21 protein-coding genes, 1 tRNA gene and 3 pseudogenes are annotated in these 21,614 nt (G+C 58.2%); 13 read left to right on the top strand and 12 right to left on the bottom strand.

Annotated features, from left to right (window positions below):
• From FHL07_RS00440 to FHL07_RS00430, 3 genes are all read left to right on the top strand, one after another.
• Positions 1-930: an acetaldehyde dehydrogenase (acetylating) gene (locus tag FHL07_RS00440; RefSeq protein WP_095000067.1), complete on the top strand. Its 930-nt coding sequence runs from the start codon at positions 1-3 to the stop codon at positions 928-930.
• Positions 931-940: 10 nt separating this feature from the next.
• Positions 941-1,963 carry a 4-hydroxy-2-oxovalerate aldolase gene (dmpG, locus tag FHL07_RS00435; protein WP_095000066.1) on the top strand — a complete coding sequence of 341 codons (1,023 nt, stop codon included), beginning with the start codon at positions 941-943 and terminating at the stop codon, positions 1,961-1,963.
• A gap of 71 nt (positions 1,964-2,034) precedes the next feature.
• On the top strand, positions 2,035-3,348 hold the full coding sequence (locus FHL07_RS00430) for an MFS transporter (protein ID WP_095019849.1): 1,314 nt from the start codon (positions 2,035-2,037) through the stop codon (positions 3,346-3,348).
• Here FHL07_RS00430 and FHL07_RS00425 read toward each other — a convergent pair.
• Both FHL07_RS00425 and FHL07_RS00420 read right to left on the bottom strand, forming a co-directional pair.
• Positions 3,321-4,403: an NAD(P)H-dependent flavin oxidoreductase gene (locus FHL07_RS00425; RefSeq protein WP_095024610.1), complete on the bottom strand. Its 1,083-nt coding sequence runs from the start codon at positions 4,401-4,403 to the stop codon at positions 3,321-3,323. The genes FHL07_RS00430 and FHL07_RS00425 overlap by 28 nt on opposite strands.
• Before the next feature lie 142 nt (positions 4,404-4,545).
• Positions 4,546-6,105, bottom strand: coding sequence for a L,D-transpeptidase family protein (locus FHL07_RS00420; RefSeq protein WP_138737925.1), 1,560 nt, complete (start codon positions 6,103-6,105; stop codon positions 4,546-4,548).
• Positions 6,106-6,249: 144 nt separating this feature from the next.
• Between FHL07_RS00420 and FHL07_RS00415 the strand changes: the two genes are divergently transcribed.
• Both FHL07_RS00415 and FHL07_RS00410 read left to right on the top strand, forming a co-directional pair.
• Complete coding sequence (locus tag FHL07_RS00415; RefSeq protein ID WP_138737924.1) at positions 6,250-6,969, top strand: murein L,D-transpeptidase catalytic domain family protein; 720 nt, start codon at positions 6,250-6,252, stop codon at positions 6,967-6,969.
• A 53-nt stretch (positions 6,970-7,022) separates the two neighbouring features.
• Positions 7,023-7,880 (top strand): GNAT family N-acetyltransferase, encoded by an 858-nt coding sequence (locus FHL07_RS00410; RefSeq protein WP_138737923.1) that lies wholly within the window; start codon positions 7,023-7,025, stop codon positions 7,878-7,880.
• A gap of 164 nt (positions 7,881-8,044) precedes the next feature.
• On the opposite strand, the gene FHL07_RS00405 is transcribed toward FHL07_RS00410, so the two are convergent.
• From FHL07_RS00405 to FHL07_RS00395, 3 genes and pseudogenes are all read right to left on the bottom strand, one after another.
• Positions 8,045-8,119, bottom strand: a tRNA-Gln gene (locus tag FHL07_RS00405).
• A 274-nt stretch (positions 8,120-8,393) separates the two neighbouring features.
• A pseudogene (locus FHL07_RS00400) lies at positions 8,394-8,875 on the bottom strand (anti-virulence regulator CigR family protein).
• Between the two features lie 194 nt (positions 8,876-9,069).
• On the bottom strand, positions 9,070-9,474 hold the full coding sequence (locus tag FHL07_RS00395; RefSeq protein ID WP_202979096.1) for a GNAT family N-acetyltransferase: 405 nt from the start codon (positions 9,472-9,474) through the stop codon (positions 9,070-9,072).
• A 396-nt stretch (positions 9,475-9,870) separates the two neighbouring features.
• Here FHL07_RS00395 and FHL07_RS00390 point away from each other — a divergent pair, with 396 nt between their 5' ends.
• Positions 9,871-10,707: an endonuclease gene (locus FHL07_RS00390; protein ID WP_138737922.1), complete on the top strand. Its 837-nt coding sequence runs from the start codon at positions 9,871-9,873 to the stop codon at positions 10,705-10,707.
• A 126-nt stretch (positions 10,708-10,833) separates the two neighbouring features.
• On the opposite strand, the gene FHL07_RS00385 is transcribed toward FHL07_RS00390, so the two are convergent.
• From FHL07_RS00385 to FHL07_RS00370, 4 genes are all read right to left on the bottom strand, one after another.
• Complete coding sequence (locus FHL07_RS00385) at positions 10,834-11,382, bottom strand: AAA family ATPase (RefSeq protein WP_138737921.1); 549 nt, start codon at positions 11,380-11,382, stop codon at positions 10,834-10,836.
• A 156-nt stretch (positions 11,383-11,538) separates the two neighbouring features.
• A complete protein-coding gene (locus FHL07_RS00380; RefSeq protein WP_274595684.1) occupies positions 11,539-11,880 on the bottom strand; it encodes a dihydrofolate reductase family protein in 342 nt (113 codons plus the stop codon).
• A gap of 13 nt (positions 11,881-11,893) precedes the next feature.
• Complete coding sequence (locus tag FHL07_RS00375; protein ID WP_095018474.1) at positions 11,894-12,790, bottom strand: serine hydrolase domain-containing protein; 897 nt, start codon at positions 12,788-12,790, stop codon at positions 11,894-11,896.
• A 133-nt stretch (positions 12,791-12,923) separates the two neighbouring features.
• Entirely contained in the window at positions 12,924-13,274 is a 351-nt protein-coding gene (locus FHL07_RS00370) for a DUF6124 family protein (protein WP_095018473.1), read from the bottom strand.
• A 755-nt stretch (positions 13,275-14,029) separates the two neighbouring features.
• Between FHL07_RS00370 and FHL07_RS00365 the strand changes: the two genes are divergently transcribed.
• From FHL07_RS00365 to FHL07_RS00350, 4 genes and pseudogenes are all read left to right on the top strand, one after another.
• Positions 14,030-14,359, top strand: a complete 330-nt coding sequence (locus FHL07_RS00365; RefSeq protein ID WP_138737920.1) for a type II toxin-antitoxin system RelE/ParE family toxin — start codon at positions 14,030-14,032, stop codon at positions 14,357-14,359.
• A gap of 161 nt (positions 14,360-14,520) precedes the next feature.
• Entirely contained in the window at positions 14,521-14,805 is a 285-nt protein-coding gene (locus FHL07_RS00360) for a helix-turn-helix domain-containing protein (RefSeq protein WP_095018471.1), read from the top strand.
• A gap of 224 nt (positions 14,806-15,029) precedes the next feature.
• A pseudogene (locus FHL07_RS00355) lies at positions 15,030-15,173 on the top strand (ribbon-helix-helix domain-containing protein); the annotation flags it as partial.
• A gap of 108 nt (positions 15,174-15,281) precedes the next feature.
• Entirely contained in the window at positions 15,282-15,851 is a 570-nt protein-coding gene (locus FHL07_RS00350; RefSeq protein ID WP_095018470.1) for a DJ-1/PfpI family protein, read from the top strand.
• A gap of 115 nt (positions 15,852-15,966) precedes the next feature.
• On the opposite strand, the pseudogene FHL07_RS23945 reads toward FHL07_RS00350, so the two are convergent.
• A pseudogene (locus FHL07_RS23945) lies at positions 15,967-16,080 on the bottom strand (integrase); the annotation flags it as partial.
• Positions 16,081-16,181: 101 nt separating this feature from the next.
• Here FHL07_RS23945 and dusA point away from each other — a divergent pair.
• The gene (gene dusA / locus FHL07_RS00340) at positions 16,182-17,192 is read left to right on the top strand and encodes a tRNA dihydrouridine(20/20a) synthase DusA (RefSeq protein ID WP_138737918.1); all 1,011 of its coding nucleotides are present in this window, start codon (positions 16,182-16,184) and stop codon (positions 17,190-17,192) included.
• An 80-nt stretch (positions 17,193-17,272) separates the two neighbouring features.
• Here the strand turns inward: dusA and FHL07_RS00335 are convergent, their stop codons facing one another.
• Positions 17,273-18,862: a tannase/feruloyl esterase family alpha/beta hydrolase gene (locus tag FHL07_RS00335; protein WP_138737917.1), complete on the bottom strand. Its 1,590-nt coding sequence runs from the start codon at positions 18,860-18,862 to the stop codon at positions 17,273-17,275.
• 177 nt (positions 18,863-19,039) lie between these two features.
• Positions 19,040-19,702, bottom strand: coding sequence for a TetR/AcrR family transcriptional regulator (locus tag FHL07_RS00330; RefSeq protein ID WP_095000039.1), 663 nt, complete (start codon positions 19,700-19,702; stop codon positions 19,040-19,042).
• A gap of 213 nt (positions 19,703-19,915) precedes the next feature.
• Here FHL07_RS00330 and FHL07_RS00325 point away from each other — a divergent pair, with 213 nt between their 5' ends.
• Positions 19,916-20,755: a TauD/TfdA dioxygenase family protein gene (locus tag FHL07_RS00325; protein WP_095000038.1), complete on the top strand. Its 840-nt coding sequence runs from the start codon at positions 19,916-19,918 to the stop codon at positions 20,753-20,755.
• Positions 20,756-20,806: 51 nt separating this feature from the next.
• Positions 20,807-21,577, top strand: coding sequence for a class II aldolase/adducin family protein (locus FHL07_RS00320; RefSeq protein WP_095018466.1), 771 nt, complete (start codon positions 20,807-20,809; stop codon positions 21,575-21,577).
• Positions 21,578-21,614 lie beyond the last annotated feature (37 nt).

Below are 21,614 nucleotides of genomic sequence, written 5' to 3'. Positions count from 1 at the left end.
ATGAGCAAAAAGATCAAATGTGCCCTGATCGGGCCGGGCAATATCGGCACCGATCTGCTTTACAAGCTGCTGCGCAGCGAAGTGCTGGAGCCCGTGTGGATGGTGGGCATCGATGCCACCTCCGAAGGCCTGAGCCGCGCCCGCGAGATGGGCCTGAAGACCACCAGTGACGGGGTCGACGGTCTGTTGCCGCACGTGCTGGCAGACAATATCCAGATCGCCTTCGATGCCACCTCGGCTTATGTCCATGCTGAAAACAGCCGCAAGCTCAACGAGCTGGGCGTGCTGATGATCGACCTGACACCGGCTGCCATTGGCCCGTATTGCGTGCCGCCGGTCAACCTCAAGGCCAACCTCAAGCGCGGCGCCATGAACGTCAATATGGTCACCTGCGGCGGCCAGGCGACCATTCCGCTGGTGGCGGCCGTGTCCAGCGTCCAGCCGGTGGCTTACGCCGAAATCGTCGCCACTGCCGCGTCCAAATCGGTGGGCCCGGGCACGCGCAAGAATATCGACGAATTCACCCGCACCACGGCCAGTGCCATCGAGCAGGTGGGCGGGGCGAAAAAGGGCAAGGCGATCATTATCGTCAACCCCGCCGAGCCGCCGCTGATCATGCGCGATACCGTGCATTGCCTGACTGAAACCGAACCGGATCAAGCCGCTATCAGCCTGGCCATCGCCAGCATGATCGAGCAGGTGCAGCAGTATGTGCCCGGCTACAAGCTGGTCAACGGCCCGGTGTTTGACGGCAACCGGGTCTCGATTTTCATGGAGGTCGAAGGCCTGGGCGACTACTTGCCCAAGTACGCCGGCAACCTGGACATCATGACCGCCGCCGCCGCCCGCACCGCCGAGATGTTCGCCGAGGAAATCCTCAAGGGCGAGCTGCAACTCAAGGCATCAGCCCCCCAACCTGCCCTCGCTTAAGGAGCCGATCATGGATCTTCGCGGCAAAAAAATTACCGTGCATGACATGTGCCTGCGCGACGGCATGCACCCCAAGCGTCACCAGATCAGCCTGCAGCAGATGAAAGACATCGCCTGCGGCCTGGACGCAGCCGGCGTGCCGCTGATTGAGGTCACCCATGGCGACGGCCTGGGTGGCAGCTCGGTGAACTACGGCTTCCCGGCGCACACCGATGAGCAGTACCTGTCGGCCGTGATCCCGATGATGAAAAAGGCCAGGGTGTCAGCCCTGCTGCTGCCGGGTATCGGCACCGTGGACCATCTGCAAATGGCCCATGAACTGGGGGTCAATACCATCCGTGTGGCGACCCACTGCACCGAGGCGGACGTGTCCGAGCAACACATCTCCTATGCCCGCAAGCTGGGCATGGACACCGTGGGCTTCTTGATGATGGCCCATATGAACAGTCCCGAGGGGCTGGTCAAACAGGGCAAGTTGATGGAGAGCTTCGGCGCCAACTGCGTGTACCTCACCGATTCGGCCGGCTACATGCTGCCACACGATATCAAGGCGCGGGTTGCAGCCCTGCGTGAGGCCCTGCACCCGGACACCGAGATCGGCTTTCACGGCCATCACAACCTGTCGATGGGCGTGTCCAACTCCATCGCGGCCATCGAGGCCGGAGCTACCCGCATCGACGCTGCAGCGGCCGGGCTCGGCGCGGGCGCGGGGAATACGCCGATGGAAATCCTGGTGGCCGTCTGCGATCGCATGGGCATAGAAACCGGGGTCAGTGTGTTTGGCATTCAGGACGTGGCCGAGGATCTGGTGGTGCCGATCATGGACTTCCCGATCCGCAGCGACCGCGATGCCCTGACCATGGGCTACGCCGGGGTGTATGGCTCGTTCCTGCTGTTTGCCAAGCGCGCCGAGAAAAAGTACGGCGTGCCGGCACGGGAGATTCTGGTGGAGATGGGTCGTCGCGGCATGGTTGGCGGCCAGGAAGACATGATCGAAGACACCGCCATGACCCTGGCGCGCCAGCGGGCCTGAGGCGTCGCACCTTGACGGAGGCGCTGACCGGGTCAGCGCCTTCGGCGTTTTTACCTCACAGGAAACCCACCATGTCCAACACTCATGTCGGCTGGCGCAGCCATGCTTTGCTGTTATTGCTGGCAGCGGTGTTTGCCGACAACTTTGTCGGGCGCCAGATTCTGGCAGTGATGATTGAGCCGATCAAAGCCGAGTTCGGCGTCAGTGACACAGCGATGGGGCTGATTTCCGGCCTGGCCTTTGCCGCGGTGTTCGCCCTGCTTGCCCTGCCTGCCGGTCGCCTGGCCGACCGTATGGTACGCACCCGCTTATTGGCCATCGCCTGTTTGCTGTGGGCCGTGGCAACCATGTTGTGCGGGCTGGCAGTGAGCTTCTGGATGCTCGCCCTGGCACGCATGGCTGTGGCGGTGAGCGAGTCGCCGACCACCTCGACATCGATGTCGATCATTGCCGACCTCTACCCGCCCCATCGCCGATCGTTTGCCATCAGCTGCTTCACGGCGGCACCGACCTTCTCCGCAGTGATCGGCCTCAGCCTTGGCGCCTGGGTGGTTGAGCACTATGGCTGGCGCACCGCGTTTATCGTGATCGGCATTCCGGCGCTGATGTTCTCCACGCTGCTGGCCTTTGTGGTGAAGGACCCGCCGCGTGGCCGCTGGGACCTGGCCAGCGCCCACGCGGCCCACCCCCTGCAGAGCATGGGCAGCGAGGCACGCAAACTCTGGGCCCTGCCCGCTTACCGTTGCCTGGTGATGGCGGGGGGTTTGACCACCCTGGGCTCTTATGCAATCGGCATGTGGAACACCAGCTTTCTGGTGCGCTCCCACGGTTTGTCACTGCAACATGCCGGGTTGCTGGCGGGTTTTATCTGTGGCGGCTTTGCCGGCATCGGCGCCTTGTTCAGCGGCTGGCTGAGTGACCACCTGACCCGGCGCAACCCGCACTGGCAAGTGGGCATTCCGGTCATAGGGCATGTGACAGCGCTCAGTGCGCTGTTCGCCTACCTGCTGTGGCCAAACACAGTGTGGCTGCAGGTGGGCAGCGTACCGGTGCCCAGTGCGATGCTGCTGTGCGCGCTCTACAGCTTTTTTTCGGTGTGGTGGGTGGCGCCGTCGTTCAATCTGATCACCCAACTGGTCCCGGCCAACCGCCGGGGTACGGCGATGGCCTTGCAGACCATTATTTCGACCCTGCTGGGGATTGGCCTGGGGCCGTTGCTGGCCGGTTTGCTCAGCGATGCCCTGCAGCCGGCTTTCGGTATTGAATCGCTGCGCTATGCATTACTGCTGGTAAGCCTGCCGGTGGCAGGTGCAATCATGTTGCTGATTCGCACCGCCAGCCATGCCGGGCAAAATTGCTATAGGCATGTAGAGCGGGCGGCATAATCGTCGATAAATTTGCGTGTCAGCTCATACGACGTCAGCTCGGCCATGCGCCCGGGGCTCAGGGGGAAAGCCTGGCCCGCCCACAGGTTGATAAAGTCGCCGCTGTCAGCCCCGGATTTGGCCTTGAGCGGCAGCAGCACACCACCGGCCAACGGAAAAGCCGGGGCCTGGGGATTGAGCGGGCCCAGTTCGCGCATGACCCGATTGACGATGCCCCGTGCTGGCCGCCCGGTAAACAGATTGGTCAGCGCGGTATCACTGGCCTGAGCCTCGCGCAACGCGCGGTGATGAGCCCTGGCCAGCTTTGCTTCAGGGCAAAACAGGTAAGCAGTGCCGATTTGCACGGCACTGGCGCCAAGTGCAAACGCCGCCGCGATCCCTCGCGCATCGGCGATGCCGCCTGCAGCAATCACCGGCACCGACACGGCATCGACGATTTGCGGCACCAGAGCGAAGGTGCCGATTTGCGTGGTCAGCTCACGATGCAGGAACATCGCCCGATGACCGCCCGCTTCATAGCCCATGGCGATAATTGCGTCACAGCCGTGGTGTTCCAGCCATTGCGCCTCGTCAACCGTCGTGGCCGAACTGAGCACCCTGGCCCCACAGGCCTTGACCCTGGCCACAAACTCCGGTGCCGGCAGGGCGAAGTGAAAACTCACCACTTCGGGGCGCAATTCCTCAACCAGGGCGCAGGTGGCTTCATCGAAAGGCGCGCGGCTGGATATCGGAGTGGGCGCGTCATAATCGGCGCCGAGCTCGCTGTAATAGGCCTTGAACAGCGACTTCCACTGCTCGATGGCAGCCTCGTCGTACTCCGGAGGCTGATGGCAGAAAAAGTTCAGGTTGAGCGGCTGGTCGCAGGCAGCCCGAAAGGTTGCCACCTCGCTGCGGATGGCCTCCAGGCTCAACGTGGCGCAGGCCAGTGAGGCCAGCCCCCCGGCCTGTGCCACGCCGATCATGATATCGGCGCCAGCGCCCAGCATCGGTGCCTGAATCAGGGGGTGGGCGATACCCAGCAGATCGGTGAAACGCGAATCGGGCCAGCAGCTCATGGGGGCTCTCAGGGTCGACAATCGGGAGCTGGATACTAGTGGCTCGCCTGCAGATGAGGCAAGTTGCCCAAGACTATGTAGCAGCTGACGAGCGGAGCGAGGCTGCGTTCGTCAGCTGCTACGAAAGTCCGCAATGACCGAATTATTTTTTGCTGGCCAGAGCCGCAATCAATGCCGGGTCATGATTGTAGATATCCGGTGCGTAGGTCACCTTGCCGTCCTTGTTTGCCTGGGCGGTCCAGTAGGTCATCAGGATCGGTGTCGGGTTCGACAGCCTGAACTCATGGGTCAGCCCGGTACCCAACAGCTCCTCGCTACGGACTTTTTCGGCAGGTGTCACCAGCAAGTCACGCAGCTGGAACACCGCTTCAACCCGCACGCAACCCGAACTGAAAGCCCGTGGCCCCTTGCTGAACAAGGCCTGGCTAGGGGTGTCGTGGAGGTACACCGAGAACGGATTGGGGAAGCGGATGGCAATACGGCCCAACGGGTTCCTCGGCCCCGCGCCCTGGCGCAGCAGGATGTTGCCCGGTCGATCCCAGTCGATATCCTGAGCCGCCAGCGGCTGGCCGTTGCTGTCCACAATCTGCAGGTCCTGACGGCTGAGGAAAGACGGGTCGCGACGGATCTGCGGCAGTTTGTCTTCACGAAAGATGGTCGGCGGAATGGTCCAGGTCGGGTTGAGCGTAAGGCGATTGACCCGGGACTTGAGCAGCGGGGTCTGGCGCTCGGCACGGCCGACCTGGGTGCGTGTCTGCCACAGCGGCACACCGTTGCGGTACACGGTCAGTTGCGCTGCGGGCACATTGACCAGCAGGATATCGGGCTCCAGATCCTGGGCTATCCAGCGAAAGCGCTCCAGATTGATGCGCAGCTGCTCACGCCGCGCCTGGGGGCTGATGTTGAGTTCTTTAAGGGTGCCCGCGCCGATTACACCGTCGGCCTGCAACGAATGGTCGAGCTGGAAGCTCTTCACCGCCGCCACCAGTTCATTGCTGTAATGGTGATCGACAGTCGCCGGCAGGTGGCTGAGGTAGCCTTCACTGACCAGTCGCCGGGCCAGCTCGGGCACCCGCGCATCCTCAGCCCCCGGACGCAGCAACGGCCCGCTGGCCAGTGGTTGCCATTGTGGCAAGGGTTGCTGACGCTGGCGGGCATAGACCCGACGCAGGTTTTGATACAGCTCGTTTTGCGGGCGCGCCTGTTCAAAAGCCCGGGGCAAGTCCGCCAGGCCCGGGCCGGCAAAGGCCAGGATGCGGGCCTGGCGGTCTTGTGCAACCTCACTGGCATGCCATACCGGCTCGAACCGCGACTGCTGCAGGCGACCATAGTGCAGGTCCTGCAAGGCTTGCAGATACTGCTGGCTGATCCCGATATCGGCACACAGATCACCAGCGACAGGCAGTTTGTAGGTGTCGGGGTCCAGACCGTCATCCGCCAACTGCGCAAGCTCCCCTTGCAGGGCGCTCAAACGGCCATTGACCGACCATACCGGTTGGTCATTCTGCCCCTGATAAAACCCCTGCAGCATTCGCAGCATCGGTGCATTGACCCGTGGCGCCAGGACCGGACAGGCTTGCGGCAGTTGGCTGAGCGCTTGTTGTACCGGGCTTGTGGTGTCTGCCTGTAGGGGATCGGCTACAGCGACCAGTGGCACAGTCAGCAAGGCAATGCTCAAGTAAAATGCGCGTTTTTTGAACAACTGCTTTACTCCAATTATGGGCCGTCATCTTTAACTTCAGCTCAATCAGCGGTCACGGCAAACCCACAGGCTAGCAGTTAAAACCCAAGCGCCAAGTTATCGGCGCAGCATTACTGGTCTGACTCCATCGAGAATACGCAAATCATGCTCAACTTTTTACGCCGTTTTTGCTTTGCAGTCATCGCCTTAAGCGCAACCTGCACTACTGCCTACGCTGCTAATCCGCTCTTGCTCAACAAGCTCAGCCATGCCGCCCCGGAACTCAACCCCCAGGCCCTGAAAAGCGCCCTCAGCGCCATGCAGTGTGCGGTCAATAACGGAGCCAAACAGGCTCGGCATCTGGCGGTAATCGACTTCTCGCAACCTTCAACCGCTCGCCGTCTCTGGATCTTTGACCTGACCCGCAAGACATTGGTTCTGCGTGATCTGGTGGCCCACGGAAAACAATCCGGCGAGAACTTCGCCACCAGCTTCTCCAATACCGAAGGCAGCAACCAGTCCAGTCTCGGCCTGTTCAGCACCCAGGAAAGCTATGTGGGCAGCCATGGTTACTCATTGCGCATGGACGGCCTTGAGCCCGGCATCAATGATCAGGCCCGTGAACGGGCGATCGTGATCCACCCCGCCAATTACGTGAACCCGCTGTGGAGCAAAACCCAGGGCCGCATCGGCCGCAGCCTCGGCTGCCCGGCGGTCCGCCCGCAAGTGGCGCGTCAGGTCGTAGATAAACTCAAAAATGGCCAGTTCATGTTTGCCTGGTACCCCGACCAGCAATGGCTGCAATCCTCGGCCTACCTCAACTGCCAGCCACGTCAGGTGGCGAGCATCATGTCGGCCAGGCATGAGGTCGCACACGGGGGTTGAAAGCGCGGCGGCAATACCTGTAGATAGTGCGCACATGTTCCAGGAGTTTCATCATGCCCGCGCCGCAACAGGCTGCCTTCACTTACCGCGCCATGATCCGGGCCGACTTGCCCGCCGCCCACAGGTTGTCCGCGCAACTGAACTGGCCCCATCGCCTGGAAGACTGGGCGTTGTTGCACCGGTTGTGCAAAGGCTTTGCGGCCTGCGAAGGTGAGCGCTTGATCGGCACGGCGTTCGCCTGCCCACAAGGTGCGTTTGCAACCATTGGCCTGGTGGTGGTCAGCCCCGATTATCAGGGCCAGGGTGTTGGCCGCCGATTGATGGAGCTGGCGCTCGAGGCCTGCAAGCCGGCCACGGCGATCCTCAATGCCTCGGCAGCAGGCGCACCGCTGTATCTGAGCCAGGGCTTTATCGAGTTCGGCACCCTCGAGCAGCGCCAGGGCCCGGCACAATGTATGGCCCTTGAACCGCTGGCCGCAGACGAACACTGCCGCAGCCTCAACGCAGAGGATCAGGCACGGCAACTGGCACTGGCCAACGCTGGCAGCGGGCTGGATCGCCGTGCCATTTTCGCCCATCTGCACGACACTATCGAACACACGGCCGGTATCGAGTGCGGTGGCCAGTTACAGGCGTTTGCCCTGTTGCGCCGCGCCGGAAAGGGCCATTGCATTGGCCCGGTGATTGCCCAAAATCCCCGGCAGGCCAGGCACCTGATCGCCACCCTGCTCTCACGGATCCCTGGCCAGTTTGTGCGTATCGATGTGCCACATAACAGCGGTCTGTGTGAATGGCTGACGCGGGCCGGCCTGGGCCCAGTAGACCGGGTGAGCCAAATGGCCCTCGGCACACCCCCGCAATCCACTGAAGGTGTTCATCAGTACGCACTGCTTTCACAGGCAATGGGTTGAGCTGCAGAAACGCGCAGGACTGATCCGCCACAAACCGGATGGGCAAGAAAAAGACAGTGGTATTAATTGGTATGGGATGGGTGACTAGCGAGGTTGCGTCAGGCCGAACGGCGTTGACGCTGTGCTTGGAGACTCTTGCCCGATGCTGGACAAGATCTGAAAAATGGCAGGGGCGGCTGGATTTGAACCAACGCATGGCAGGATCAAAACCTGCTGCCTTACCGCTTGGCGACGCCCCTGTAGTTGTTGCGATGAATGCCTGGCATTCATTTAACGTCCTTGCAGCTTGCGAATGTTGCCAATCGCCGTGAACCTGTAAGGGTTCGCTGTGAGAACGAGCGCAAATATACCCGCACTCTGAGGATATGGGAAGCACTTTTTAAATAAATTTATTCAAAAACAGCCACTTAGTGAGAAACACTGGCACATTGCCCCGGCTGGCCGGGCTTTTCCCGGGTCTAGTCGAGGGATAAGCCCGGAGTTTCAGGCACTGATCGACACAACGGCGTCACATCAATCAAAGGCACCATTGAGAATCTCATAAACCAACCCGGTGGCAATGGAGACCAGAATCAACTCCGTGCCCACCTGCTGCCATTCGTACCCCTCGTAATGAGGCAGCCTGCTGGCCAGTCGGCCATCCAGCTTTTGGCAATACCCGGCGGCAGCGGCTTGCCCCGCGCCAGATTCTTCTGGATGCCGGGCGGCAGCGCCTGGCTTCGGCTCCAGTAATCTCTATGCCCGTGAATGATTTCAAGCGTGGCTGCACGATTGATACTCGGGCCATGCGCCCTGTCGTCAGCGCCTGACTTTTTACCTTTATTGCCCTGGCCACCTTGCTTGCCATGATCCTGGTCATAGTGCTGACCGCCTTTGTCATTGCCTTTACCGTTCCCGTTACCGTTACCGTTACCTGGATCGGCCGAGGCAGTGACCGGGCCACAAACAAGCGCAACACACGTAATGGCTGTAATCAGTGAACGAGGCGTTAACATGGTCGAGGACTCAGAATAAGGGTGGTCCTCTGACTATAGACGACAGCTTAAGTTCGTCAGGGCATCAAGCTGCCACCCAGTGCTGCTTCAGCTCTGCTCAGGTGCGAACCAGGCCATGGTGATATCCGCGATCAGACTGCCATCGGGTAGGCGTATACGCTTTTCAAGACGACCTTGTTCCACAAAGCCGAACTTCAGATAAAGGTGCCTCGCACGCGATTGACCTCACGCACCCGCAGTTCGACTTTCACCAGCCCCGGGCGATCCCCGGCCCACTGCAACAAGCGCGTCATCAACACATGGCCGATACCCTGCCCCACATAGTCGGGATGCACAACGATAGTCAGGCTCATAACGTGCTTAAAGGCCTCAAGCCCCATTGGCTCAAGCAAAGCATGCCCGACAATCTGGTCATTCCATTCAACCACCAGGTAAAGGCCATCATCCTTCAGGGCAAGAATTTTTCGCTCAAAGGCTGCAGTGTTAAACTCACCTGGCCGCGAGACAAGCAAACCGGGGGTTTTGGCCGTTTCACGCTCGGCATTGCAGAGCTGCGTCGCATCCGTTAGTTGCGCATGACGAATGACCAGGTTTTCCAAGCGATAGCTCCCTATAAACTGTTCTGAGTAGGTCAACTGCTTGCGCTCGAAAACACGCAATTCCTGATTAACTTACGCACCCTTACAGCGCACACAAATCTGCGCGGTCTGCATTTCCCTCCGCCCTCAGCCCTTCAAGCAATAACTGTTCCCGTTGATCAATCCTCGTAGAGCAAGGCGTTCTTGCGATGTGTTTTGTAGCACTCCCGTGGTACAAACAGCAGTAATACGTGACATTGAATACCCTGACGCGTCAGGCATTGAGCGAGCTTCTGGCACATCACGCCTGGACTATTGGTAAAAGCCACGAGGCGAGGTGTTCAATTGCATTGCCCCGAACTGAAATTGGCCATGCTTGGTACATAGGCCTACTGATCCACCTTGAAGGTGCACCCCATGCCCGCCCCTACTGCTCGCCCCGACCTTGTTTATACATACCCGATCCACCTGCGCGCTCAGGTCGAGGCCGCCCCGCGAGCACCCGGGGTGTATTTCTTTTACGCTGCTGGCGAGTCCATGCCGCTCTATATCGGTAAAAGCATCGATATACGCAGCCGACTGCTTTCCCACCTGCGCGCACCGGAAGAAGCCCGAATGCTGCGCCAGACACAACGGATCGAATACCAGCAAACCGCAGGAGAAATCGGCGCCCTGCTGTTGGAGTCCCGCCTGATCAAAGAACTGCAACCCTTGAAGAACAAGCGACTTCGTCGTCAACAGCGTCTGTGCTCATTGCGGATTGTCGACGGGGTACTGGAAATCATCGACACCACCACCATCTGCGACGGGCCACAGTTGTACGGGCTTTTCCGTAACCGGCGGATGGCCACCGAAGCCCTGATGCAGATTGCGGACGAGCACCGGCTCTGCCACACCCTGCTGGGCCTGGATAAATCAACGGGACGGGGCTGCTTTCGGGCTCAGATAGGCAAGTGCGCCGGTGCCTGCAAAGGGGCAGAAAGCCATAAGGCGCATACCCAACGCTTGTTGAGTGCCTTGGAACGCTGGGCCGTGCATCACTGGCCCTATCCAGGCGCAATCGCATTGCACGAGCAGCATGGCGAGATCGAGGAGTACCACGTCGTGGACAGCTGGCGCTATATCGGCACCTATACCTGCGAGTCTGAAGCCAGACTGGCCCCCAGACTGACAGGGCAGGCATTCGATGCCGACTGCTACAAAATTCTGGTGCGGCCCGTCTTGCTCGAGAGCACGGCAATCATCATGCTTTGATTGCGAACGTGCCGATCCAGGATAACTGCCTCGAGCTTTTTGACTGCCTTAATGTGCCGCTGAATGACTGGCCCATCTCTTCCACTCGCTTGGCAAGCTGGACGTAAGCCTACAGCCAACACACGTTCACATGACTGACGGTGCGTGCTTCAGTCCGTCGACTGCATCCCGTATTTGCCGCACCCGATCTGTAACAGACATGTCCCCTTCAAGCTTTAAGACCGTACAGGTAAGCGCAGACAGCCATTCCTGGTGCCTGGCCAGGCTACGTCCAGGGACGCCCCCCTCATCGTACTGAGCTGCCCAAGCCAGAAACTCCGGCTTTGCTTGACCGAAGCGTTTTACCTCTCGACGTTCTAGCCTCTCCAATCTGAGTTCAACCGGAAGATAAAGGAACACCACAAGATCAAATTCGCTCTCAAGCGGTTGACCCCAGCCCATTACTGATCCGGCAACCACTGCACGGTCATGAGAGCGCATTTCATGTAGCAAGCGCTCTCCTCGTTGCGTTTTGTCAGCCAGATGCAGATAGGGCGGGTTACTGGGCAGCCACAAAAAATCATCTGCTTCCAGGTGAGTTGCGCTCAGTTCCTTAGCTAAAGCATCCGCCAAAGTCGTGGTGCCGGTACCTGCCGCGCCTGTGATCAAGATGTAACGTGCCGTCTCTTTTGTCATTTCGTTTCAGCCACTCTAAAACTTTGCCATCTCCGATAACTTAACAGTGCCCCACTGATGTGGCAGCCGAGCAAGAACGTCCTCGAGACATCGAGCCAGTGGTGGCCAGCGCCTGCAAATGTGGGTCGGTTAGCTACGACCTGACTTTGAACGTCGCTATGCACCAAATGACGTGCGGGCAGTCATCAAATCTCTAGAAGCACTGCAATCAGATCCTGTTTTGTCAACTGAGCAAGCCTGGGCGAGCACTTGATAACGACTCTGTACAAATCCGTTATCAGACGCTGAGGAGTCAATCAGACTTAAATTTAGCTCGCCACCCAACTGGCTGAGCAAAGGAATTCCTTTGCCCAACAACACTGGAATGCGCGTAATAGTGATCTCGTTGATCAATCCCGCAGCGAGGAAAGCCTGGATGGTCTGACCTCCGTCAATATATAGATGCTTCAGACCTTGAGCCGCGAGCTGCGCCACGATAAGTAGCGGATCGCCGGCCAATACATCGAAGGACTCAGACGACTTTACCCCCCGACCGCAAAACTTGTATCAGTTGCTCGGCGGCGAGGGTTTCGACGGTGCCTTCACGGGTGCCTGCGCCGAAAACAGCGCAACAGGCCGATGTGTCGCCGTCGCAGATACGGTAAACGGCAATGACGCTGCCAGGCCCGCACCCTGTGTGTCCGCAAAGGGTAAAACCACCGTCGATCGAACCCCGCATTAAACCCAGGCCGTATCCCGGTGTAATCCATGGGCGTCCTGGAATCGAACCACCCAATGCCTTTGCTATCTGCATGTCCTGGAGCAAGCCTGTGGGGAGCAGATGCCCTGCGAAAAGTCGGTCGAGGAAGAGTGCGGCTTGCGAAATGGGGCCGATTAACAAGCCGTGATACACCCAGCCGGGGTCATAATTTGATGTATTTCCAAGGTGGGTATCTTGTAAGTCTGCTGGCGTTTTAGCGAAGCGAACCCTCGAGAGCCCCAAAGGCGTCAGTGCGTATCGACCCACTGCCTCTTCAAGCGACAAGTCAGTCAGCTGTTCAATTAGCTTGCCTATGAGAAGGTAACCCACATTGGAATAGCGCCATCCAGTTCCGGGGGTATATCGAAGCCGAGCGCCATCAAGGCGCTGCATCATTTCGTCTGCTGACCATGCAGCCTCATGGTTGGCAACGGCGGCGTGATAATCTGCAAGTTCACCATAATCGGCGAGCCCTGCCTCATGCCTAAGCAGTTGGCGCAACGTGAATGGCTGATCAGGTATCGGGGTGTCCAGTCCGATCCGCCCATCACGTACTAATGACAGGGCGGTTACAGCCAGGATGGTCTTCGTAAAGCTCCACCAAGGCACCACCAGTTCTGATTGATCCGACGTTGGTTGCTGACCATTTGATACCAGTGAACTCAGCATTGACTTCCTTGTATTGTTGGGCAGCTTGTCAGCTACCTAGGGAGGCTCCGATCAACTTGCCGCGATTTTAGAAAAGTACCCAATATACCCAGAGATCAATAACGCGCCTGCCGCCAACCAGGCGCGTGCTGCATCAGTGCATCGCCACACCGTCCAGCGATTTATCGACATACGCCCTGGCCAGCTCCACCAGATGCATGACCGACAACACCCGGTCGCGCGCGAGCCCGCACAAACCATCCCCCGCCTCACTCGCCGAAGCAACCGCACAGCGCAACAAGTCTGACGCTTGGGCCAAAGCCGCTTCTGAATTGACACTGTCCGGGATGGCAAATATAGCCGTGCTTATGGGGCGAGCAGGCTTATGATCGTGCAGGTAATAATCGAGCGCACGCCTGACGGCCGCACGGTCCAGCGACTGTGAATCGCACTGTTCAGCATCTTGCAGGGTCAATGAGGGGGGATCGGGGACAACTTTTTTCATTGTGATGACTCCTGGTACATAAAAAGGAGCTGTCACCTATCGCTACTAAACGACTGGGTGGCAGCCGTACGCAGGTTAGTAGACCGGTGTACCAGGAAACCGGCGCGCCACAAGGGCGCCCTGCGCACGGCCACCATAAAACGAAGGCCAAAAAAAGCGCCTCGCTAAGGTGGCGCATTGCGCCTGGTAACACCGGGCTACTAAACCCGACCGCTGATTTTGCAGCGATGGGCCGAGACTATTCCCCGATTTGAGCAGGCGCAAGCGAACGGGATTCTCTCGGATGATTCGCGAGATGGAAAGCGAAACGTCGTACGAAACTCCTGAATATCTCTCGGTAAGCTCACCTCCAATGTTCAACGGCCCTACAAAGGATGAATGTCCAGGAATGAAGCCCACTCGACAAACTGGCATTCGCCAACATCTGAATAAATCCCTACACAGATTCACCAGCACCGTCAGGAAGCGGCTGACCGCATCCCAACGTGGAAATGAGCCGCACAAGGACTCGTAGCCTCACTGGGAGCATTTCGCATGCATGATGGCCCCACCTCTTGATGTCTGCAAAACAGTGATGAGAGATGACCTTGTATTTATATCAAAACAGATATAATGTTTATCTCGCAGGCGTGGATTCGCACACGCGAATCCGTAGGTGAGACGAGCAACATGCCTGTTCGATTTTTGACCAGAGAGGAAGCGACCGATGACTACTTTCAGATGCATAAAATGTTTGATAAGACGGAGGTGCAGCGATGCCCAACCGAGAAATGAAGGAAATCATGTGGGTTGGAAGTAGCTTGCAAGACCTGCGGGACTTCCCTGAAGTGCCTAGGAAGCGAGCAGGTTTTCAGCTAGAACTACTGCAGGAAGGGGAAGAGCCTGACGACTTCAAGCCAATGAAATCCGTTGGCAAGGGTGTTCAGGAAATCCGGATTGCATGTGATGATGGGGCTTTTCGCGTGTTTTATGTGGTCAATCGGCCGGAAGCAATCTATGTGTTGCATGCCTTCCGCAAGACAACTCAAAAGACGGAAAAGCGTGATTTGGATCTGGGTAGAGCCCGATACAAATCGCTGGGTTGAGCGTAGGGTGGCGTGGCGATCCCCTTTACCAACGGTGAAGGGGTAAAGCCCTAGCTATGACCCGACTCAAAAAATGTACACCTGTCACTTTTTTAAAAGAACTTGTAGCAAAACAGTTGTCCAAAAATTAGTAAGCAAGTGATTGATCAGAGGAAAAGTGTATGTCAAACGAACGCCCTACCAGTGTCTGGGATGCGTTGGTTGATACGCCAGAAGAAGCCGAGAACCTGCGTGTCCGTTCTCAGTTGATGCGAGCCATCAGGCGGGTAGTGAAAACCTGGGATGTATCGCAAAAAGAAGCGGCCCAGCGGCTGCATATCACTCAGCCAAGGCTGAATGATTTGCTCAAGGGGAAAATTGAAAAATTTTCTCTGGATGCTTTGGTGAATATGTTGGCCAGTGCAGATCTGGAACTCGAAGTTCGCATCAGTAACAAGGCAGCCTGATTTTCAGGTGGTGGTTCAAGCAAGCAAAAAGGCTGGCCATGATGTGGCTGGCCTTTTTTCGCTTTAATGGCACCCAAGGACGAAAATAAGCTATCGCAGGTAGTTTGCAGAGACACCGGTGCGTTTGTCTGAAGCTACAAGAAACCTCTGTTCTCATCAGCCACTTGGGTGTGCAGCTTTAGAACCCGTATACGCTGTATACACTCAAGAGTGAGGATTCCATCATGGCACCGCCCGTGTTGTCATTCTGTGTTGAAGAGGCGCTCGTGGAGCAGCTCGACCAGTTGTCCCAAGCCACCGACCGCGACCGTCAGTACCACCTCAAACGTGCGTTGGCCCGCTACGTCGAGGCTGAGTCCTGGCATATATAGGTAAGGAGCAGATTTTTGCGAGCGACTGCTATCCGACCCAAAGCAGCCCTTGATATCCATTTATTGTCGCCATAGGGTGTTGGCATTCATGGAGGATTCTGACTGATGGCACGCATAGGTTTAATACTGAGCCCCGGTTTTGCTGACTGGGAATATGCTTTTATAGCTGGAACTGCGTCCCCATTTTACGGGATCGACGTCAGGTTTTTCGCTTTTGCTCCGGGACAGATCCACTCGCAGGGCGGGCTGCCTGTAACGATCGATAGTAACTTGCAACAATGCCTGGACTGGAAACCGGATGTTGTGGTCGTTATCGGGGGAATGGTCTGGGAACGTGCAGAAGCACCGGATATTCGAGACTTTCTTCATGCCAGTCGTTCAAGTGGAGCGACGATTGCAGGTATCTGTGGGGGAACTCTGGCACTTGCGAGAGCCGGGCTCCTCGACAAGACTCCACATACCTCAAACAGTGCTAATTTCTTACAAGAGAATGCTGCAGGTTATGAAGGTCACGGGTTTTATCGAAACAGTCCGATAGCGGTGATTGCAGACCGCATCATAACCGCTCCAGGCCCTGCCCCCGTTAGCTTCACCTGCGCAGTATTCGAAGGTGCCGGGCTATCTTCAGAGAGTATTTCCCAGTTCAGATCAATGTTGGCAGCGGAACATAAGTGACCGTTTGGCGCTGCAAAACAGCGCTCAGGTTATGTTGTTCGAGTGGCTGCATCTGTCCGATTGCTGCCTGTTGCAAAGTCCCGCAATCGACCCAAAGCTGCCAGGCCGTCTGTTATCGGGCGAAGATCTGGCTCTCTTGGTAGACTTGCAACCCATCGCAAAACAGGCGTACTTGTGCCGTGTAACTGATGCTGCCGTCAGTACGCTTGCGTGCTCGGATAGTGGCCATGATCGCCTGGTACAATTGTTGTTTTGATTGGTAAATTGTACCAGGCGACTTCAAAATACGCCCTTTTACCCCCTAAAAACGCTGCAAAAACGTAGAGCACAATGGTACAGAATATTGCTTCAAAGCCAGTAAACACAGGGGCTGCGCTGTCTCGGCGGTTTTCTGTTGCACCCATGATGGACTGGACAGATCGCCACTGTCGGTTTTTTCTGCGTCTGCTATCCAAAAACGCCTTGCTGTACACCGAAATGGTCACTACGGGTGCGCTGATCAATGGTGATGCCGAGCGCTTCTTGCGTCATGACGCGTCTGAGCATCCGCTGGCCTTGCAACTGGGAGGGAGTGTTCCGGCTGACTTGGCCGTTTGCGCACGCATGGCTCAGGATGCAGGGTATGACGAGGTGAACCTGAATGTCGGCTGCCCCAGCGATCGGGTGCAGAACAATATGATCGGTGCCTGCCTGATGGCGCACCCGGCCCTGGTGGCCGATTGTGTCAAGGCCATGCGCGATGCGGTCGCTATCCCTGTCACGGTCAAGCATCGTATCGGCATCAACGGCCGCGATAGCTATGCACAACTGTGCGATTTCGTCGGTACGGTTCGTGATGCCGGCTGCACCAGTTTCACCGTGCATGCGCGTATTGCCATTCTCGAAGGGCTGTCGCCTAAAGAAAACCGCGATATCCCGCCTCTGCGCTATGACGTTGCCGCGCAGTTGAAAACCGATTTCCCTGAACTGGAGATCATTCTCAACGGCGGGATCAAGACCCTCGAGCAATGCCAGGAACATTTACAGGTGTTTGATGGTGTGATGCTCGGTCGCGAGGCCTATCACAACCCGTATATTCTGGCCGAGGTCGATCAACGTCTGTTTGGCAGTTCTGCCCCTGTCATTTCGCGGGTAGAGGCGCTCACGCTGTTGCGGCCTTATATCGCAGCGCATATAGTCGCTGGTGGTTCAATGCACCATATCACGCGTCATATTTTGGGGCTGGGCCAGGGGTTCCCTGGCGCCAGGCGCTTTCGTCAACTGCTGTCGGTGGATATCCATAAGGCCAAGGACCCGTTGGCATTACTGGATCAGGCCGCAGAACTGCTGGTAGGCCGCTGAAACCAGCGCAATAGCGCCGGCGCAAGGTACACAAAGGCCTGCATGAGACTTCTCATGCAGGCCTTTGTTTTTTTGCACCACTATTGCGTTACTTCGACACAGGCATAACTGTCCGCATTGTCGATATCGCCCTTGCCCGCGTAACGGGCGACCTGCGGCCAGGCACATAGCGGGCGGGTGCGCACAACCTTGCCGTCTTCAATTTTCGAAGCGACGATGCGCTGCGGTGCTACGCCGTGCTCCACCCAATTGTCGATAATAGCCAACTTGTCAAAGGTGTCGCAGCCCGCACCGCCGTAACAATGGCCCATGCCCGGGATCAGAAACAGCCGGGCCGAAGCCCGGGCCGCCCTGCCCGAATCGCGCAGCAGTGACTGGTAGTAGTCGATCAGCTCCTGGCCGTTATGAAAATCGTTCCAGCCCACATAAAGCAGTAGCTTTGCCCCCCGGTCGAAAAATGCCGTGAGGTTGGAGTCAACGTGCAACAAGGGCCCGAGCCTGTTCACAGCCTCATTCACGGTCTTGTCCCAGTCCATGGTCGTCCAGTCCCAGTCCGGATCCTGGAAAGCCGCGTACTTGAACAGGTCCAGGGCCACCGGGAACGCTTGGCCATCGACAAAATCACCGAGCAGGTTTTCATTGCCCTTGGCCACGCCAGGAAAGATCACTTCCCCGGTACGCGGGTTGATCGGCCCTCGATAGAGCTGCTGCATCAGCTCTACCTGCCCCGCCGTCAGGCAGTCGGCTGTCTCGGTGCCTTTGCACTGCAATTGTTCAGGCTCAAAATCGCAATGCTGCGGGTCGTCGATAAACCCCTGCTTGAGGCCAATGGGCGTGGCGCAGGCCTTGAGCGCCGCCTTGCTGACCATCTCGAGCTTGGCCTTGGTCATGTTCACATCGCGGTGGCGACCGAGCAACCAGCCGGGCCAGAGCTGGGCGGCATTGAACTTGACCAGCGGGTTGGGCGGCGCACCGGCGACGATACCATCGTAGTCATCGGGAAAGCGCCTGGCTTCGATCAGACCTTCAAGGCCGCCCAGCGAACAGCCTATCCAGTACGCCCGGCTGGCGGGTTTTCCGTAGTAGGCCTTGATCAGTTCCTTGGCATGTACCGTCATCAGGTGGTCGGCGCGCCAGGCATAATCGATCAGTTTTTCCGGGTGGCCCAGGGCGAACTGCCCGCCCTTGCCTTCTTCAGTACTGCTGTCGTGTCCGGTATCGGTCGCTGCCGTGGCGTAGCCCTGCTCAAGCCCGGCGAGCATGGCCGGGTACATCATCGCTCCGCCCCAGCCAAAACTGCCGACACCCAGTAACTTGCCGTTCCAGCCATTGAGCGGCAACCAGACTTCGATCTTGATATCTGAATCGCTGCTGGGCCTGAGTGTGGCAGCAACCCTGCAAAAGGCCGGGTTTGGCCCGACTGCGGGGCGCCCTGCCGGGTTCATGCCGGAGAAACCCGCCAGCCGGATCAGCGGGTTTTCCGGCATTGGGTACTGCCCGGGGGCAATGGCCTCGGCCACGGTGATGGTCGCATCGGGCAAGGCCCTGGCGGCCAAGGCGCTGCAGGTGTCTTCGGCATGGGCTTGCGCTGCCATTGCCAGGGTCAGCAAGCTGACGGCTGCGTACCGGAGAAACGGGCGTAGTGCTGAACATGGGTGATTAATTTGCATATCCCTGCCTTCGGATCACGCTCAAGAACAGACGCTGCGCGGTGGGTGCACTACCACGACCTTAGTTGCAGGATAAAGAAGGTCAAGGTGCAACTGGCTGTTTCAAGCTGACTGATGATCCGTGTAGCGCCCGCAACTGCTCGGCGTGCGAAGCCGCACAGCGGGCCGACCGCCAGATCACTCCCGCGTGCAAGGCCGCAGGCACCCCATGGCCATGGCCACCAGGCTATCGAGCAGCGCCCTGGATTCAAGCTGGTCCGGCATGTCTTCCAGTACCGAGCGGATAACACTGCGCAGCCCCTGCCCGAGCAGGTAAGCGGCCATGGCCGGGTGTTGCGTGGATATTTCATCCTCATACAACTGCAGCAGCGGCAACCAGGTCGCTTCGATAAATTCCCCGGTGGTGGTATATGGCCCGCGCCACATGCCCAGGTGCAAGGCCGAGTGATAGCGCAAATGAAACACCTTGTTCAGCCTGAACAAGCGTGTTTCGACGCGAATGATGTTGGCCAGAATTTGTTCCAGCGCCGACTTCAGGGGCACGCCAATCAACTTTTCCCGCACCTTCAGCAGCTGCTCGGACTCTTCGTCGAGCACACGCTCGTACAGCAAAGCCACGATGGCGTCCTTGCTGGGAAAATACTGGTAGATCGAGCCGACCGCGACACCAGATACCTCGGCGATGCGGGCGACCGTCAGCGCCGCCTCTCCTGCTTCATCCAGAATCTGCAGGCAGGCTTGCTCAACAGCATCGACCAGTGCCCGTGAGCGGGATTGCACCGGCCGCTTGCGCAGCGCAGGCATCAGACCCTTTGTATTGTCATCGGCTGGCTTGCTCATGGGAACCCGAGCGGAGTATTTTTTGCTGTTCTTAATTTCAGATATTTTCCTTTTTTATCATTAGGTTAAATACGCAATCAGATGCCCGCAGAATGCGAATATCTCAACCCTGATGACGTCAGTATTATCTTTGGAGACGCTCGGACATCGTCCAAACGTGTAGTGATACGCCCTCTATAAGATCGGATATTTCAGCCTGCCGGGAGATTGCCCATGCCTTCACCACTCACCCTCCAGCCCCTTGGCCCACACCTGGGCGCCGAAGTGCTTGACCTGGATCCTGCCACTGTTTTTCAGCCGCAAACCCTGGCGGCACTGGAAGCTGCGCTGGTCAAACATGAAGCCCTGGTACTGCACGCCCCATGGCTACAGCCAGAACAACACCTGGCCATTGCACGATATTTCGGCGAGCCCGAAGTTCACACGTTCTATCCCAACCTGGGCGCAGGCTTTGAACAGATCACCGTGATCGACTCCAGGCTGGGTGACCGGGCGGATATGTGGCACCACGACGAGAGCTTCCTGCCCGACCCGCCGATTGTCACCATGACCCACGCCCAGATCCTTCCCCCCTGTGGCGGCGATACATGCTGGATCAGCATGACCACGGCCTATGACAGCCTGTCCGGGCGTATGCAGCACTACCTCGACGGGCTCAGCGCCTGGCACGACATGAACGGGCCCATGACGGCAGCGCTGCGCCAGAGCGTCGTCAGCCATGAGCGCTATGCCGAGGTCGTGCAGATGAACCGCCGCCACCTGCACCCGCTGGTGATCCAGCACCCGGTGTCCGGTCGCAAAGCCCTGTATCTGAGCCCGACCTACACCACCCATATCGACGGCTTGGCCCCCTCTGAAAGCGACGCGATCCTGGACTATCTCCACGCGCACTGCCAGCACGTGCAATTCGGGTTTCGCCATCGCTGGCGTGTCGGTGACATGGTGCTCTGGGACAACCGAAGCGTGTTGCACAACGCCATTCTGGACTACCAACCCCATCAACGGCGCATGCAGCGCACCTCGGTATTCGCCCGCGAACCCTTGCAGGCGTGAGTTCTGAAGGAACATTCACGGATCACAACCGCTGCAGAGGAGCACACCAGAATGAAGAACGATGAACTTAATCACGACCTCCTGGCCCGCTACATTCCCAGGCCAGGCCGGTATGCACTGTTGCCCGAACTGACTGCGCACCAACGCGTGGCGCTGCTGTGCCGGGTGCTGTATCGAGAGGGTTATAACGACCATATTGCCGGTCATGTCACCGTCAAGCAGGACGATGGCACCTATTTGGCCAACCCCTGGGAGCTCACCTGGGGCGAAGTAACCGCCTCGGACATCCTGCGCCTCGACCAGACCGGCAAGGTCATCGAAGGCGAATGGAACATCACCCCGGCGATCAACCTGCATATGGATTTACATGCCGCGCGCCATGATGTTGAGGTGGTCATCCATAACCACCCGCGCTGGGCAGGCGTCTGGTCAGCCGCGGGGCGCATCCCGCCGGTTTACGACCAGACCTCCGCCCTGGTCGATAGTGACCCGGTGCTCTATGACGAGTATCGCGGCACAGTCGAAGACACCGTCCTCGGCCGCGCCGTAGTGACGGCACTGGGAGCCCAGAAATGGGCCATGCTCGCCAACCACGGTGTGCTAGTGGTCGCCAATGGCATTCGCCAGGCCCATTTGCGCGCGATCACACTGGAGTGGCGCAGCCGCCTGGCCTGGCATGTCGAGGCACTCGGTGGCGGCGCGCCGCTCCCTGCCCATGTCGCCCTCGCCACTGGAGAGCGCACCGATGCCAACGGTTTCCCGTTTCTGTGGGAAGCCATGGCACGGGAAGAAATCCGCCGCGATCCGACTGTTCTGGAGTAATTAACCCCGCAAATTATGGAATTCAACTCCGCAATGT

It is taken from the genome of Pseudomonas sp. FSL W7-0098, assembly GCF_005930585.1.
Lineage (GTDB): Bacteria > Pseudomonadota > Gammaproteobacteria > Pseudomonadales > Pseudomonadaceae > Aquipseudomonas > Aquipseudomonas bubulae.
This window is presented reverse-complemented; position numbering and strand designations above follow the sequence as displayed.

What these genes read in the sequence shown, in the direction of transcription:
- FHL07_RS00375 (WP_095018474.1), bottom strand. Translation starts at nt 12,790, where the DNA reads ATGCTGAGTTCACTGGTATCAAATGGTCAGCAACCAACGTCGGATCAA.
- FHL07_RS00425 (WP_095024610.1), bottom strand. Translation starts at nt 4,403, where the DNA reads ATGAGCTGCTGGCCCGATTCGCGTTTCACCGATCTGCTGGGTATCGCC.
- FHL07_RS00370 (WP_095018473.1), bottom strand. Translation starts at nt 13,274, where the DNA reads ATGAAAAAAGTTGTCCCCGATCCCCCCTCATTGACCCTGCAAGATGCT.
- FHL07_RS00360 (WP_095018471.1), top strand. Translation starts at nt 14,521, where the DNA reads ATGTCAAACGAACGCCCTACCAGTGTCTGGGATGCGTTGGTTGATACG.
- FHL07_RS00430 (WP_095019849.1), top strand. Translation starts at nt 2,035, where the DNA reads ATGTCCAACACTCATGTCGGCTGGCGCAGCCATGCTTTGCTGTTATTG.
- FHL07_RS00350 (WP_095018470.1), top strand. Translation starts at nt 15,282, where the DNA reads ATGGCACGCATAGGTTTAATACTGAGCCCCGGTTTTGCTGACTGGGAA.
- FHL07_RS00320 (WP_095018466.1), top strand. Translation starts at nt 20,807, where the DNA reads ATGAAGAACGATGAACTTAATCACGACCTCCTGGCCCGCTACATTCCC.
- FHL07_RS00365 (WP_138737920.1), top strand. Translation starts at nt 14,030, where the DNA reads ATGCCCAACCGAGAAATGAAGGAAATCATGTGGGTTGGAAGTAGCTTG.
- dmpG (WP_095000066.1), top strand. Translation starts at nt 941, where the DNA reads ATGGATCTTCGCGGCAAAAAAATTACCGTGCATGACATGTGCCTGCGC.
- FHL07_RS00390 (WP_138737922.1), top strand. Translation starts at nt 9,871, where the DNA reads ATGCCCGCCCCTACTGCTCGCCCCGACCTTGTTTATACATACCCGATC.
- dusA (WP_138737918.1), top strand. Translation starts at nt 16,182, where the DNA reads ATGGTACAGAATATTGCTTCAAAGCCAGTAAACACAGGGGCTGCGCTG.
- FHL07_RS00415 (WP_138737924.1), top strand. Translation starts at nt 6,250, where the DNA reads ATGCTCAACTTTTTACGCCGTTTTTGCTTTGCAGTCATCGCCTTAAGC.
- FHL07_RS00325 (WP_095000038.1), top strand. Translation starts at nt 19,916, where the DNA reads ATGCCTTCACCACTCACCCTCCAGCCCCTTGGCCCACACCTGGGCGCC.
- FHL07_RS00335 (WP_138737917.1), bottom strand. Translation starts at nt 18,862, where the DNA reads ATGCAAATTAATCACCCATGTTCAGCACTACGCCCGTTTCTCCGGTAC.
- FHL07_RS00385 (WP_138737921.1), bottom strand. Translation starts at nt 11,382, where the DNA reads ATGACAAAAGAGACGGCACGTTACATCTTGATCACAGGCGCGGCAGGT.
- FHL07_RS00440 (WP_095000067.1), top strand. Translation starts at nt 1, where the DNA reads ATGAGCAAAAAGATCAAATGTGCCCTGATCGGGCCGGGCAATATCGGC.
- FHL07_RS00330 (WP_095000039.1), bottom strand. Translation starts at nt 19,702, where the DNA reads ATGAGCAAGCCAGCCGATGACAATACAAAGGGTCTGATGCCTGCGCTG.
- FHL07_RS00410 (WP_138737923.1), top strand. Translation starts at nt 7,023, where the DNA reads ATGCCCGCGCCGCAACAGGCTGCCTTCACTTACCGCGCCATGATCCGG.